The following is a 14,937-nucleotide window of genomic DNA, read 5'->3' as shown; positions in this document are numbered from 1 at the left end:
TTTTTTTTGGGGTTTTTATTTGTTTTTTTGGTGTGCGTTTTTTTTTTTTTTTTTTTTTTTCCCCCCCCCCCCCCCCCCCCCAAACCCACGAACTCGGTAGCATCCCGTTCCAGCCGAAACCCACGAACTCGGTAGCATCCCGTCCCAGCTGAAGCCCACGAACTCGGTAGCATCCCGTTCCGGCGAAACCGCTGGCTCCGGGCAATCCCCACCCCGAACTCGCGAGAACCGTGCGAACTCGCTCACTCAAGGAGCGATTTCGCACGGTTCTCGCGAGCTCAGCGGGGTCACACCAACCGGCGACGCCGCACCACCAGCCGGGGTACGCCCCGGCCTCACACCAAGCAGCCAGCCCGGCGCTACACCCGGCTGAAGCGGAAGGTCCGCACCGAGAACGGGGTCAGGGACAGCTCGATGCCTGATTCCACGGTCGTCGGGGCCGGGGCGGCGAGCGCGGCGTCGCCCGTCAGCTCGTCCTCGATCAGGCTCACCTCGCGGCCCCGCCCGAAAGCGGGATCCACGTGCAGCACAGCCGAGGAACGGCGTCCCTGCGGCTCGTAGACACGGACCACCAGGTCACCGGAACGGTCGTGCGCCAGCTTCACGGAAGACACCAGGACGCCCTCGCCCTCCACCCGGACCAGCGGCTCCACGGGCGCGGCACCACGCAGGGAGCGGACCGGGGTGTTCAGGTGGATGCCTTCCTGCGTGGCCACCAGGGCGTCGGCCCCGATCACCAGGCCGTAGGAGTGCGTATGGTGACCCTGATCGGTCTCCGGATCCGGGAAACGCGGGGCCCTCAGCAGCGACAGCCGCAGGGTGGTGGTCACGCCGGCGTCGTCGTCCGCATCGCGCGTCATGTCGAAGCCGTAGCTGGACTCGGTCACCAGAGCCGCACCGAAACCAGGCTCCTCGGCCAGTACGAATCGGTGCATCGAGGTCTCGAACTTCGCCGCCTCCCAGCTGGTGTTGGTGTGCGTGACGCGCCGGTTGAAGCCGAACTGCGTCTCCGCCGCGGTGTGCTCGGCGCGGACGTCCAGCGGGAAGGACACCTTGAGGAACTTCTCGGCCTCGTGCCAGTCGGTCTCCTGGTCGATGCGCAGCGTCCGGGCATCCGCGGCCAGGCGCAGCACCTGACGGACCCGGGACCCGGAGAACTCGCGCTCGAGCACCACCCGCGCCTCGTCCTCGTCACCCTCCACGGCGAACGACGTCAGCGAGCGCAGCTCGGTCACGCGGTTGCGGTAGTACCGGTCCACGTCCCAGGCGTCCCACATGTTCGGGAAGTCCTGGTGCAGCTGGAGCACGTTCGCCTCGGCGCCGGCGGGGATCGCGTCGCGGCCGCTGGCCAGGTCCACCGCGGAGACGATGTGGCCTTCGCGGCTGATCACGACCTCCACCAGACCGTTGCGGAGCACGACGCCGCGCGCCTCCTCGCTCACCGTCACCGGCTCGGTGCCATGCGGGGCGGCCTCGGCGGCTCCCAGCGCCGGGGCACCGGAGCGCCCGAACGGCGCCGCGTTGAAGGTGAGCTGCGCGTCTCCCTGGCCGGCCAGGGCGTCCAGAGCCCTGGCGATCAGCGCCTCGGTCTCCTCCGTCAGGCGGCGGTAGGTCTCGACGGCCTCGCGGTGCACCCAGGCGATGGACGTGCCGGGCAGGATGTCGTGGAACTGGTGCAGCAGGAGGTCCTCCCACAGCGCGTTCAGTTCGTCGTAGGGGTACGCGTAGCCGGTGCGGGCCGCGGCCGTGGCACTCCACAGCTCGGCCTCCACCAGCAGGTGCTCCACACGGCGGTTGCCCTGCTTGGTCTTGTGCTGGCTGGTGAGGGTGGCCCGGTGAAGCTCCAGGTACAGCTCGCCCACCCACACCGGGGGCTTGGGCATCTCGGCCCGCGCCTTGGCGAAGTAGTCGTCCGGGTTCTCCCAGCGGACCGTGGCGCTGCCTTCCAGATCCGCGAGACGCCGGGCCTTGCCGGTCATCTCGCGGGTGGTGCCGCCACCGCCGTCGCCCCAGCCGACCGGCGCGATCGAGCCGGAGGCGACGCGGGCCTCACGGAACTGGCGGCTGGCACGGGCCATCTCCTCGCCGGAGAGCTGCGCGTTGTAGGTGTCCATCGGCGGGAAGTGGCTGAAGACCCGCGAGCCGTCGATGCCTTCCCAGTTGAAGGTGTGGTGCGGGAACTTGTTGACCTGGTTCCAGGAGATCTTCTGGGTGAAGAACCACTCGAAACCGGCCCGGCGCATGAGCTGCGGCAGTGCCGGGGAGTAGCCGAAGCTGTCCGGCAGCCACACGCCCTTGCAGGCCTCGCCGAACTCCTCGCGGAAGAAGGACTGGCCGTACAGGAACTGCCGGGACAGGGCCTCGCCGCTGGGCATGACCGTGTCCGACTCCACCCACATGCCACCGAGCGGCACGAAGCGGCCCTCGGCGACGGCGTCCTTGACCTTGGCGTACACCTCGGGCCGGTGGACCTTGAGCCATTTGTACTGCTGGGCGCTGGACATGCCGTACCGGAAGTCCGGATCCTGACCGATCAGCTCGGTCATGGAGGAGCTGGTGCGGGCCACCTTGCGGATGGTCTCGCGCAGGGGCCAGAGCCAGGCGGAGTCGATGTGGGCGTGACCGATGGCCGAAACCTGGTGGGCGCTGGCCTCGGCGCGGCGGGCCAGCAGCGGGGCCAGGACCTCACGGGCATCCCCCGCGGTCTCGGCGATGCGCTGGAGATCGATGCGGTCCAGGGCGTCGTCCAGGCCCTGGAGGATGCGCATGCGGCGCGGTGAGGACTCCGGCAGCTCCGCCTGGAGCTCGAACAGGACCTCCAGGTCCAGGCACAATTCGTGGACCTCGCGGTTGAACACGGCCAGGTCCAGGCGGCGCGTGGTGTAGAGCTTCTTCGGCGAGGAGGTGCGGATGTCGCCCTCCTGCGTGGGAAGGAAGGGGTGGTAGTCCAGGAGGACGGGGTTGGAGGCGGCTTCCAGGAAGAGCTCCACCTCTTCACCGCCCTCGGCCTCGTCCGCCACCAGGACCCACTGATTGCGCGGGTTCAGCGACTTCAGCGGCTCGCCCTCCGGGGTGTAGACGAGGCCCTCGCACTGGAAGCCGGTCATGTTCACATCGAAGCCGAGGTCCACCAGCACCTCCACCCGGCGGCCCGCCCAGGCCTGGGGAACCTGGCCGCGGAGGCGGAACCAGGTGGTCCCCCAGGCAGCGCCCCACACCGTCCCCACCTCATACGGGGTGAATTCCAGGGCCAGACCTTCCGCGGGCGGGATCGGCTCGCCCGGCAGCTCGTGCCAGGCGGCTTCCAACGCCACGCTGTCCTCGTATACGGCGGGGTAGAGGCGTTCGGCCAGTACCCGCTTGACCCGTCCGGTGGTCAGGTTGATGTCGTCATGCATGAATGTGCTCGTGTCCTCACGTCTGATGGGGGGATGGATGTGGTCAACGGCTCGCAAAGGGCGAGACTAACAGCGGTTCCCGTGATTTCGCTAGCGATTTGAAGTAATTCCCCGAGAGCCCTCAGGAGAGGCCTCCAGCACCGTGCGGATCCCCCTCGCCACCAGCTCCTCCGCATACGGCGCCCGGGAGGCCAGCAGCACCTGCGGGCCTTGCCCTTCCGCCGCCGCGGCGTCCAGCCAGGCCCGGTGGAACGAGCCACCCGGCGCACACGTGCCACGGTACCCCTCGGCGGTGTCGTCGAGCACCAGAGCGGTGCTCGACGGCGAGCCCACGCCGCCCGCACGGAACTCGCGGACCAGTGCTGCGAAGCGCTCCCCGGTGGGCTTCAGCACGCCGTCGTGCGTGAAGAGACCCAGGTCGTACTCCACCTCCGGGAAGTCGGCGAGCGCACGCGAGACGTCGTGGGAACACCACCAGGTCACCCCCATCAGGCCCGGCACGGTGGCCGCGTGGCGGATGGTCGCTTCGAGGAAGTCCGGGGCGGACTCCCGCGGAATGACCGTGGTGGGAGCCCCGACCTCCTGAAGCCAGACCGGGCGTGCGGCGTCGTGGTGCCAGGCCGCGGCAAGCTGCAGCAGGTATTCGGCATGCCGGACGGAACCGTCGTGCAAGGCACCGAAGATCTGTGCCGAACCGTTGAAGACCCAGGAGTGGATCACGGTGGCGTCCCCGTAGTCCACCGCGTGCCGGGGCTCGAAGGGCTGGCGGTCGTCGTACCAGGAGGCGTCGTACATCGCGTTGGTGACGAAATGCTCGCCGTCCGCGCGTGCGCCCGCCACGAGCTTCTCGAGCCAGGCGTCGGCCTGCAGCGGTGTCACGGGGTGCGCGTCCGGATGGACCGGCGGGGCGAACTGGTTGAGTTCATTGCCCAGGGTGATGCCCATGATGTTCGGACGTCCCGCGAGCTGCCGGGCGAACTCCTCGGCCAGATCCGCTTCGGCCTGCACCACCTCGGGGTCGGTGAACAGGTTCCTCCGGTGCCAGGTGGTGATCCAGGCCGGGAGGAAATCGTAGCTGGACAGGTGCCCCTGGAGGACGTCCAGGTTCACGTCCAACCCGAGTTCGGCGGCCACGTCCACGACGGTCAGAACGTCGTCCACGGCCGTCTGGCTGATGAGGCTCCTATTGGGCTGGAGCACCGGCCAGAGCGGGAAGATGCGGATGTGGTCCACACCCAGCGAGGCGATCTGCCCCAGATCCCGGCGGACGTCCTCCTCCCGGAGGTTCTGCCAGGAGTGGAACCACCCTGATGCCGGTGTGTAGTTGACCCCGAATCGCACGGAAAAGTCCTCCTGTTGGGTTGGTGATGAACAGTCTCAGCCCTTGACGCCGCCTTCTTCAACGCCCTTGAAGAAGAACCTCTGCAGGACGCCGAAGACCACGGCGATGGGGATGAAGGCGATCATGGTGCCGGCCGCGATGAGCCGCATGTCGTTGGTGAAGGTGCCGGAGAGATACTGCAGCCCGATGGTCAGGGTGAAGTTCTCCGGGGTGGTGAGCACGATCAACGGCCAGAGGAAGTCGTCCCAGGCTCCGATGAAGGAGAAGATCGCCACCACGGCGATGGTGCCGTAGACCGAGGGAAGAGCCACCCGGATGAGCCGCTGCCAGGCGTTGGCCCCGTCCATGACGGCGGCCTCCTCGATCTCCCGGGGCAGCTGACGGAAGGCGTTGAACATGAGCAGCACGTTCAGCACACTGACCATGCCCGGCAGGGCGACGCCCAGCAGCGTGTCCGCCAGGCCCAGGTCACGGACGGTGACGTACTGGGAGATGATGGTCGCCTCGGCCGGCAGGATCAGGGTGATCATGAACAACCCGAGGACCCACTTCTTGAAGCGGAAGGACAGCCGGGCCAGGGCATAGCCGGCGGCCGTGGAGAAGAGGACGTTGCCCGCCACGCCCACCGCGGCCACGAAGAGCGAGTTCCCGATGTACCGCCAGACGTCGATCGCGTCGAACACCCGCAGGTAGTTGCTGAAGGTGGGCTGCTGCGGCAGCAGGCTGAGATTCTCCGTGTAGATGTCCTCCGTGGAGCTCCGCAAGGAGGTGGAGAGCTGCCAGAGGAAGGGTCCTACGGTAACCAGCAGGACGAACGCCAGCGCGAGGTAGCGCCAGAACTTCTCGGCGGTGGACGGCTCGCCGAAGGTCCGTGAACGACGGCGGCGTGGCGTCGTCGTCGGGCCCTCCAGCGCTTCGTCACACGGCGTGGGCCGCAGTTCAGTGGCGCTCATTTGTCCCCCTTGGAGTTGAGGCGGGCCAGGACCAGCATGGGGATCAGGGTCAGCAGGAAGAGCAGGATGCTCAGGGCCGAGGCGTAGCCGAGGTTGCCCGTGAAGCCACGGGCGTACTGCTGGATGAGCATGACCATGGTGAGGTCCTCGCCGCCCGGGCCGCCCTTGCCGCCGGTGAGGATGAAGACTTCGGAGAACACCCGCAGCGCGCTGATGGCCACCAGCACGGCCACCAGGCCCATCGCCCCGCGCACGCCGGGAACGGTGACGCTCCAGAAGCGGCGGATGGCTCCCGCGCCGTCGATCGCGGCGGCTTCGTGCAGTTCCTTGCCGACGTTCCCGAGGGCCGCGAGGTACACGATCATGTAGTACCCCAGCCCCTTCCAGACGGTGAGGCTGATCGCCGAGATGATGACCAGCCAACGGTCCGTGAGGAACGGGATGGGTTCGCTGACGACGTGCAGCGCCTGGGCGAGGTTGTTGACCGCGCCACGGGAGTCCAGCAGCCAGCTCCACATCAGGCCCACCACCACGGCGGAGGCGATGACGGGCGTGTAGAAGGCGGTCCGGAAGAAGGCGATGCCCTTGAGGGGCTTCTGCACCAGGATGGCGAGCAGGAGTGGGAGCAGGGTCAGCAGCGGCACGCAGATGATCATGTAGATGACGCTGTTGAGCAGCGCGTTCATGACCTGGTCGTCCTTGAGGATCATCTGGAAGTTGTCCAGACCGACGAACCGTTCCTTGCCGCCCAGCGGCTTGGCGTTGGTGAAGGCCATCCGGATGGTGTTCAGGGACGGCCAGATGTTGAAGACCAGCAGCCAGAGCAGGGCGGGGGCCACGAGGATCCACGGGGTGAACCACTTGTTGGTGCGGACCGGGGTCCCCACCGGGGGTTTCGCCGGGCTCTTCACCGGGCGGGGGATGGTGGTCGACGCCATGGGCGTCTCCTTTCAACTACGAACAGGGTGGGCCGCCAGGTGCGGCGGCCCACCCTGGCTCCGGCCTACTTCTGCTGCTGGAGCAGCTGGTTGGCCTTGTCCTGAGCCTTCTGCAAGGCGTCCTTGCTGCTGATGTCGCCCTTGACGGCGAGCGCCACCTGCTGCTTGAAGTAGTCGTCCATGGCGGAGTTCCACTGGACCGGGTTCAGGACCTTGCCTTCCTTGAGGCTGTTGAAGGCGATGACCCGGGCCTTGCCGGCCTCGGTGCCGTCCTCCTTGGAGTAGAACGAATCCTCGGAGGAGCCGGTGGAGGAGGGGAAGGTGTTGGTCAGCTTGGCGAAGGCGTTCTGGTTCTCCGCGTTCGTCATGAACTTCGCGAAGGCCTTGGCCGTGGCAAGGTGCTTGCTCTTGGCGGAGACCGAGAGGCCCTGCGGGTAGAGCGGCGGGGTGTCCAGGGCCTTGTTCTCGGTGAACTTGCCCTTCAGGCTCGGGTTGTCCTGGACGAAGCTCAGCGCGCCGGAGGAGCCTGCAGTGGTCCAGGCGACCTTCTGCTGGGTGAACAGCTTCGCATTGCCCTGGTAGTTGTTGTTCAGAATCGACGGCGGCATGTAGCCGGCCTTGTAGGCGTCACGGTACTTGTCGATCACTGCGGCCGCTTCGTCGGTTGCGAAGGTGAAGTTCTTGCCGTCATCGCTCATGGCCTTCTGGCCGGTGGCGGTCAAGGCGTTCAGGCCCGGCAGGGTGCTGATGAGGTACTTGTCCGGGCACTTGTCGTGCATGGTCTTGGCCTGGGTGAAGAGTTCCGCGGTGCTGGTGGGCAGCTTGCCGGCATCCAGACCGCAAGCTGAGAGCTGGTCCGTGTTCCAGTAGTTCACATCGGTCTGGATGTACCAGGGGTAGGCGTAGGTGCCGTCGATGCCGGGGAACTTGTAGGCGTCCAGTGCACCTGGAACATAGCTCTTGGCGAGGTCGTCACCCTGGGAGAGGTCTTCCAGGACGCCCTGCTGCGCCAGGGGGTAGGCGAAGTCGTTGGGAAGGTTGATGACGTCCGGGAGGGTGTTGGAGGAGGCCTGGCTGAGGACCTTCTCCGAGTAGCCGTCACCGGGCTGGTCGAGGAGCTTGACCTTGGCCTGCGGGTTGGCCTTTTCGAAGTCCGCGATCACCTTGTTGAGGTAGTCGGAGAACTTGGGGGTCAGGGCCCACGTCTGGAGGGTGATCTCGCCGTCGATCGTCTGGCTCTGCGCGGAATCCTGCCCGCTGCCGCCGTTGGAGCAGGCGCTCATCCCGAGCATGGCGGTGAGCAGTACGGCTGCCCCTGCCAGGATCTTCTTCTTCTGCATCGTTGCACTCCTTGGAATCAAGGCCGGGTGGAGTCACGCCCCGGCTGTTAGCGGGGTCACATCCACGGGTGAAGTGATGCAAGACTTCCAAACTAAACCGATATAGTCAAGAGCTGGCGGCCCCCTATAATCCTTGCTATGGACCACCCGAAGCGCGCAACGATCAGTGAAATCGCCGCCCGGGCAGGCGTTTCCAAGGGCGCTGTCTCCTTCGCCCTGAACGGCCGGCCCGGCGTGAGCGAAGAGACGCGTGGTCGCGTCCTGGCCATCGCGGAGGAATTGAACTGGAAACCCAACCGCGCGGCACGAGCGCTGGGGCAGTCCCGGGCCGGCGCCGTCGGCTTCGTCCTGAACCGCTCCGCCCGGATCCTGGGCACGGAGACGTTCTTCCCGCAGCTGCTCTCGGGCATCCAGCTCGGCCTGACGGGCAGTCACACGGCGTTGCACATGATGGTGGTGGGCAGCGTCGAGGAGGAGCTGAACGCCTACCGGGAATGGTGGCAATCGCGGATCGTGGACGGCGTCATCATGGTGGATCCGCGCGTCGATGACCCTCGCCTGGAGGTGCTCGAACACCTCGGTCTGCCCGCGGTGCAGGTCGGCAGCCATCCGTCCCAGTCCCCCACCATCCCCTCGGTCTGGGTGGACGACCGGGCGGCCACCCGGACCCTCGTGGCCTATCTGCACGGGCTGGGACACCGACGGATCGCGCACATCGCCGGTCCTCAGGAGCTGGAACACACCCACTTGCGGCGGCAGGAATTCGCGGCGGCCGTCCAGGAACTGGGGCTGACGTCCAGTTCCAGCGTGAGCAGCGGCTACGAGGCCGACGACGCCGTGCGGGCCACCCGTGAGCTGCTCTCCCTGGCGGAACCTCCCACCGCGCTCCTCTACGACACGGACGTCATGGCGGTCGCCAGCCTTCGGGAGGCTCAGGGGCACGGCCTGCGGGTTCCCGAGGATCTTTCGATCGTGTCCTTCGAGGACTCTCTCCTGGTCCGGCTGGGCAATCCCCCGGTGACATCGCTGACCCGCGACACCGTCGCCTTCGGAACCCTCGCCGTGAAGACGCTCCTGGCGCACCTGGACGCGGACCTGCCGGTGCCGAGCGCGGAAGGTGCGGAACCGACCCTCAGCATCCGCGAAAGCTCCGGTCCAGCCCCCACGAACTGAACGGTGCAGCTGAGAGGCGCAGGGCCGGGCGGTGGCTGGCGCGGTGACGCGGGTCGCTGTGGGCCGAGCCCATCTGCAGTTGAAGGTCCATCCGGGCGCCCCGTCAGCCCCTTGCCGACCCCAGCTCCTGGTCCTTGTCGAGTCCGCTACCCGGGCGTCCACCCAGGGCCGAGTCCGCTACTCGGGGCGTGAATCAGCTACCCGGGATAGCTGATTCACGCCCCGAGTAGCGGACTCGGCTGAGGCGGCGCGGCGAGATGGTCCTGGCTGGTATGTGCAGCCTGGAATCCACCGACTCAAGATCTCACCGGTCCACTTCCGATGAACGACAACGGAACCCGCCTCAGGTCACCACATCCCGTTCCTGGAATTTCGGGTCCTTCCAGATCTCGTCGTCGAGGATCCGGCGCAAAGTTTCCACGGCGTCCCAGACGTCCGCATAGCCGAGATACAAGGGCGTGAGACCAAACCGCATCACTTCCGGCTCGCGATAATCTCCGATCACGCCTTCAGCAATGAGCGCTTTCATCACTGCATAGCCTTCCGGGTGCCGAAAGGAGACGTGGCTGCCTCGGCGCTCCTCGTCCCGGGGCGTGAGCAAGGTGAGTGGATGTCCAGGCAAACGTTCTTCGACCAGCCTGATGAAGAGCGAGGTCAGAGCGAGCGACTTCTGCCGCAACGCCTCTTGATCGACCCGCAGCGCCAGATCGATGCCTACCTCCATGGTTGCCAGGGAAAGGATCGGCTGAGTTCCGGTGAGGAACCTCCTCGCCCCCTGCGCCGGAACGTAGTCACTCGACATGTGGAACGGGTCGGCGTGCCCCCACCAGGCAGTCAGCGGCGACACGGCACGATCCAGATGCCGCGCCGCAATCCAAAGAAACGCCGGTGAGCCGGGTCCACCATTCAGGTACTTGTAGGTACATCCGACGGCGAAGTCGGCGCTCGCGTCCTCAAGACCGATCGGCACGGCACCCGCAGAGTGGCACAAGTCCCACACCACCAACGCGCCGATGTCATGAATGCGCTCCGTCACACCCCGCATGTCCCACAAAGTCCCGGTGCGGTAGTTGACCTGGGTCAGGAGCACGACGGCGACATCCGTCCCGAGCGCATCGTCCAGTTCCTCAGGCGAGTCGATGAGGCGCAACTCGTGGCCTTGCCCCAGGGCCTCGATCAGGCCCGAGGCGATGTACAGATCCGTAGGGAAGTTCTCCCGTTCAGACACGATCACGGTCCGCTCGGGTGCATCCTGGCGCTGCATACGCAACGCTGCTGACAACACCTTGAACAGGTTCACCGACGTCGTGTCACTCGCCACGCACTCGCCGTCGCCACCCCCGAGCAGGGTAGCGAGTTTCCCGCCGATACGCGCCGGAAGATCGAACCAATGATTCTTGTTCCAGCTGCTGATGAGATCGGTACCCCACTCTTGCTCGACGACCATCCTGCTGCGCTCCACAGCAACCCGGGGCAGCACTCCGAGCGAATTCCCGTCGAGGTAGATCACGCCGTCCGGCAGCTCGAATTCCTCACGAAACGAAGCCAATGGGTCGTCGCGGTCCGCTTGCTCACAAGCAGACCGCGTCACCTCTCTGACGACTTTCTGACTCAATGTCATCCTCCTTCAAGTTGCCGCGGACGCAGAGAAGAGCGCTTCACGGATTCATTGCAATCACTATAAGTATCGTAATTATCCGAATATTGACCTACAATTTCGGATAATATTCAGATTTTCTCCTCAATATTGCTCTTCAGGCGAACCGCCCATCTCTTCGGAAGGCCTCTTGTGAATCGCATTCAGCTCTCCAGCACGGACAGAAGGATCCTTAGTGAACTGGCACGCGACGGTCGTCTGTCGAACAAGGATCTTGCGGCGAAGGTGGATCTGCCGCGCTCCACCTGCCACGGCCGGGTCCGAGCCCTCGAAGAGGCTGGCGTCATCCGCGGCTATCACGCGGACATCGACCCCGAAGCGGTGGGCGGCGCCGTCGAGGCGATGATTTTCGTCAGTGTGCACAACGCCGTCCGCAACAGACTGCCCGGCGTGGCAAATCGGCTCCGCGCGATCCCTGGCGTCCAGCGCGTCTACCTGATCGGAGGAAATCACGACTTCGTCCTGCACGTAGCCTGCGAGAGCGTGCCGGCGCTCCGGGATTTCATGAAACTGCACCTCGGCTCCGACCCTGATCTCGGGCGCACAGAGACTCAGATCATTTTCGAGCAGCGGGCCGGCCTCTCAGCCATCCCCGAGTGAGCTGAACGCCTCAGACCGATTCATCAGCCAGATACCGCCCCTGGTCCTTGCCGAGTCCGCTACCCGGGCGTCCACCCAGAGCCGAGTCCGCTACTGGGGGCGTGAATCAGCTATCCCGGGTAGCTGATTCACGCCCCCAGTAGCGGACTCGGCTGAGGGGCGGAGCGTGGCTGAGGGGCAGGGCAGGGGCAGAGTGTGGCGGCGGGGTGGCACGGACATGCGAGCGCAGCACCGGGTACAGCCACGAGCACAGCACCGGGCAAAAGCACAGCACCGGACACGGGCCGGCGTCGAACCTAGCGGAATGCTGCCGGGCGCCGACGGCGCGCCAACACGACGGGCCCCTCAGCCGGTCACTGGGTGCTCACCACCAGACGGGGCGGGTTGGTGCTGTTGAGGCGCGTGTTGAGGATGACGGCCAGGCCGACCGCACCGCTCGGTTCCCAGAGGGCGAGGGACGCGATTCCCGCACCACCCACGGCAGCGGCCACAGCGCTGGTCACATCGAGGGCGATCCAGCCCGGCGTCGCACCGGCCGTGCCCGTGCCCAGCGGCGTGGTGAGGCCCGGGGCGGTGTTCCAGGTGACAGCGGACTCGGTCCACGAGGCCGAATCCGTGGCGTAGGCCTGGAGCGTGGTCTGGGTGCCTCCGGAGTCACTGACATAGCCATTCACCCAGAGCACGGCCCGTCCGACCGTTCCCGTGACACCCGAGACGTCGAACTTCAGGAACGACTTCCGGTTGTATCCGGTGTTGAGGGCGTTGGTGTTCTTGTCCACCATGGTGGTGGTGTTCCCGAAGTTCGTCCCGGCGAAGGAACCGTCCCGCACATAGCTCGTCGCCGTCGCGCCCAGCTGCGGGGTGGCTCCGGTGGCGTTCAGGCTCGCCGTCATGCTGGCACCAAGGCTCCCGCCCACACGGGCAAGGAACACCACCTGGTCCGTGCCGAGCAGGATGTCGATGCCGGACGTCGCGACGACGCCGGTGTAGCCGGGCCGGGCGACCGTGACCTGCACACTGTTCGCGGCCCTGCTCGGATCGGCGATCGCCGTCGTCATGGTGCCGGACTGCTCCTTGATCAGCACGGAACACGGGCCCGACGCGGTGATCGGCCCGGCGGTTCCGGCGGCGTAGAAGTTGGCCATGGTCAGGCCCAGCGCGGGGCAGCTGATGGCCTGCACCGTCGCCGTGTTCGCGAGCACCGTGAAATCCGGGTTCGCGGCCCGGGCGGCAGCCGTGGCGGCGTCGGCTCCGGGCAGGAGCTGATAGGCATAACCTGCCCCGCTCGGGTTCGTGCCGTGGTCGAACCACATGGACATGTAGTCCCGGGAGATCTGGTCCGTCGGGCCACCGGTGTTGATGTCGGACCAGGCGCCAGTCCGGGTGGTCCGCTGTGCCGACACATTCGCCCCGCCGGGGAAGACCCAGCCGCCCATGCCCTCGATGGCCATCGAGCGGCAATTGGTGAACGCCTGACTCCAGCCCGACGTCGAAGGCTGAACCGCGCCGTCGACCGTGAACGCCGGGGCCGAACCGACGCCCAGCTTGCGGTTGTCGACAGTGGTCTGGACACGGGTGCCGTCCGTGCAGCTGATCCCCGCACCGAGACAGACCACGGAGTCGTCGAGGAAGAACCAGGACTTCTTGCCCACCAGCGTGGAGAGCACACCTCGGACATCCTGCCCGACGACGGAATTCTCGCCGTCCGAGGCTCCTCCCGCCCAGGCGGTATTGGGCTTGGCCGCACCCCAGGTTCCGCCCGCGGCGTCCGCGAGCGCTTTGGTCGACACGGTGGTGCCGGGAAGTTTGTAGGGGTCGACCGTGGGCCAGAAGGAGTCGGAGTACTGGTCGTTGCCGAAGGTGTCGCCGAACCAGTAGAGCATGCCGCTGTTGCTGTGGAAGCCGCGCAGGTTCTCCCCATTGCCCGTTTCGTAGAAGGACGTGCGCGAGGAGCAGATGCTCAGCTGCGCCGCCCAGCCGGCGCGGCGATGCGTGGCCCGGTCCATGCTGAAGACCTTGCTGAGCAGCGGTTCGGGACTCGGGGACACGGCGGGGTCGCTCAGGAGTGTCTGCGCCCTGGCGAGCGAAGGGATGCTCATGGTGGGATCGCTCAGATACGGCAAGGTCGTGTCCCGCTGCATCCACCCCTTGACCATCGCCTTCCACGATGCACTCTGGGAGGCCGACGGTGCACCGGACAGGGCGAGGAGCAGCACGTCCTCCAGGAGGGCGTGGCCCCGGGTGTGGTCGTCCTTGCCGAAACGGCTGATCGCCCTGCCCGATTGACCGTCGAAGACCAGGCCGTTGTAGATCATGGGCGCGTAGCAGCTGGTCACCGCCGTGAAGAGCTGCTGGAGGTTCGGATCGGTGACCGCCCAGCTGCTTCCGGCCAGCAGAGTGATCATCCGGGCGAGGCCATCCAGGAGCACCTGGCCGTAGGTTCCCGTGTAGGGGATGGTCTTGTGCTGGATGAAGCTTCCGTCGGCGTAGATCCCGTCGCCGCTGGTGACGTAGGGCAGGACGGGCGAGAGGCCGGTCTGGGCGGCGGTGAGTGAGGAGGAGTTCTTCCCGATGACCCCGCGGAGGCCGAGCACCCGGCACAGATCCACCCGGTTGGCCCCGGTGCTGTTGCCGGTGTAAGACGAAACCAGGGAGGCGGGCACGAAGTGGTCCACTGCGGCGCAGTAGTTCGCGATCTGTGCCGCTGTCAGCCGGCCGTAGACCAGGGTGGCGGTGTCGAGCAGCGCCTGGGGAGCACCGATCTGCCAGTCCCACCAATTGTCGTAGCTGGCGGTGGTGGCCGTGTAAGCCTTGCTGTTCAGCCAGTCCAGGCCGCTGGTGACCGCCGAGGCGAGCGAGACATTCCCGGTCAGGCCGGTGTTCGGCTGTACATAGGCGAGGGCCATGGTCTTCAGCCGGGAGAAGCTGGAGGTGACGTTCGCTGAGACGGTTCCGATGGGAAGATCCGGCCAGAGCGAGGACGCAGCGGGGGCCATGGTCCCCTGGAACCCGCTGGCGGTGCTGCCGAGCGTCGTGAGCGCGTCGGCGAACGGCTGGGCCGCGGGATCGAAGCCGCTGCCGGTGAGGAGTTGGAGCCACACGCCTCGCAAGGAGTCGTAACTGTCGACGGCGTCCGCAGCGGCGGGTCCGACGAGCTGGCTCCCGGCCGCAAGCACCGCAGCGGCGCCGCCCAATTGCAGAATTCTTCGTCGGCTCAGGTGCAAGCCGTTCCGGTACTCCTCTGGCAGCGACAATCCATCCATGTGATGCCCTCCTTGAGCTCTTCCCTGAGAAAGTGTGGGAATGCTCGAAATCTAGGCAGGGCCCTCGGCGCGATCAAGGATTCGATCACAAGGGAACAAAAGGGGGAGGGGGTGGGGCGGTGCGGGCCTCCGGCGTTGCGCCGGCCCTTGTTCCTGCCGTGCCGAGTCCGCTACCCAGTCCGGCTTCCTTCGCTGGGTCCGCTGTTCGGGGCGTGGGGGAGCCGCCCCCGGGGGGGGTGTGTTGCCCCCCCCCACCCCCGCAGCGCCAGCGGC

9 protein-coding genes are annotated in these 14,937 nt (G+C 66.5%); 2 read left to right on the top strand and 7 right to left on the bottom strand.

Annotation, left to right across the window (positions count from 1 at the left end; translation table 11 throughout):
- Positions 1–359: 359 nt before the first annotated feature.
- The 5 genes from ACIPXZ_RS07135 to ACIPXZ_RS07115 form a co-directional block, all read right to left on the bottom strand.
- On the bottom strand, positions 360–3,398 hold the full coding sequence (locus ACIPXZ_RS07135) for an alpha-mannosidase (RefSeq protein WP_400591706.1): 3,039 nt from the start codon (positions 3,396–3,398) through the stop codon (positions 360–362).
- Positions 3,399–3,488: 90 nt separating this feature from the next.
- A complete protein-coding gene (locus ACIPXZ_RS07130; RefSeq protein WP_400591704.1) occupies positions 3,489–4,739 on the bottom strand; it encodes a glycosyl hydrolase in 1,251 nt (416 codons plus the stop codon).
- A gap of 36 nt (positions 4,740–4,775) precedes the next feature.
- Positions 4,776–5,693, bottom strand: coding sequence for a carbohydrate ABC transporter permease (locus ACIPXZ_RS07125; RefSeq protein WP_400591702.1), 918 nt, complete (start codon positions 5,691–5,693; stop codon positions 4,776–4,778).
- Complete coding sequence (locus tag ACIPXZ_RS07120) at positions 5,690–6,631, bottom strand: carbohydrate ABC transporter permease (protein WP_400591700.1); 942 nt, start codon at positions 6,629–6,631, stop codon at positions 5,690–5,692. The genes ACIPXZ_RS07125 and ACIPXZ_RS07120 overlap by 4 nt, the downstream gene beginning before the upstream one ends.
- Before the next feature lie 65 nt (positions 6,632–6,696).
- Complete coding sequence (locus ACIPXZ_RS07115) at positions 6,697–7,971, bottom strand: ABC transporter substrate-binding protein (protein ID WP_400591698.1); 1,275 nt, start codon at positions 7,969–7,971, stop codon at positions 6,697–6,699.
- Between the two features lie 138 nt (positions 7,972–8,109).
- Here ACIPXZ_RS07115 and ACIPXZ_RS07110 point away from each other — a divergent pair, with 138 nt between their 5' ends.
- Positions 8,110–9,144, top strand: a complete 1,035-nt coding sequence (locus tag ACIPXZ_RS07110; RefSeq protein WP_400591696.1) for a LacI family DNA-binding transcriptional regulator — start codon at positions 8,110–8,112, stop codon at positions 9,142–9,144.
- Between the two features lie 343 nt (positions 9,145–9,487).
- On the opposite strand, the gene kynU is transcribed toward ACIPXZ_RS07110, so the two are convergent.
- The gene (kynU, locus tag ACIPXZ_RS07105) at positions 9,488–10,759 is read right to left on the bottom strand and encodes a kynureninase (protein WP_400591694.1); all 1,272 of its coding nucleotides are present in this window, start codon (positions 10,757–10,759) and stop codon (positions 9,488–9,490) included.
- A gap of 174 nt (positions 10,760–10,933) precedes the next feature.
- On the opposite strand from kynU, the gene ACIPXZ_RS07100 reads away from it, so the two are divergent.
- On the top strand, positions 10,934–11,401 hold the full coding sequence (locus tag ACIPXZ_RS07100) for an Lrp/AsnC family transcriptional regulator (protein ID WP_400591692.1): 468 nt from the start codon (positions 10,934–10,936) through the stop codon (positions 11,399–11,401).
- A gap of 353 nt (positions 11,402–11,754) precedes the next feature.
- Here ACIPXZ_RS07100 and ACIPXZ_RS07095 read toward each other — a convergent pair whose 3' ends face one another.
- Positions 11,755–14,664: a polysaccharide lyase family 8 super-sandwich domain-containing protein gene (locus ACIPXZ_RS07095; protein WP_400591690.1), complete on the bottom strand. Its 2,910-nt coding sequence runs from the start codon at positions 14,662–14,664 to the stop codon at positions 11,755–11,757.
- Positions 14,665–14,937: the final 273 nt, after the last annotated feature.

Source organism: Arthrobacter sp. NPDC090010, from assembly GCF_044748305.1.
Taxonomy (GTDB): domain Bacteria; phylum Actinomycetota; class Actinomycetes; order Actinomycetales; family Micrococcaceae; genus Arthrobacter_E.
The sequence above is the reverse complement of the archived record's forward strand: the minus strand, read 5'-3'. Positions and strand labels throughout refer to the sequence as shown.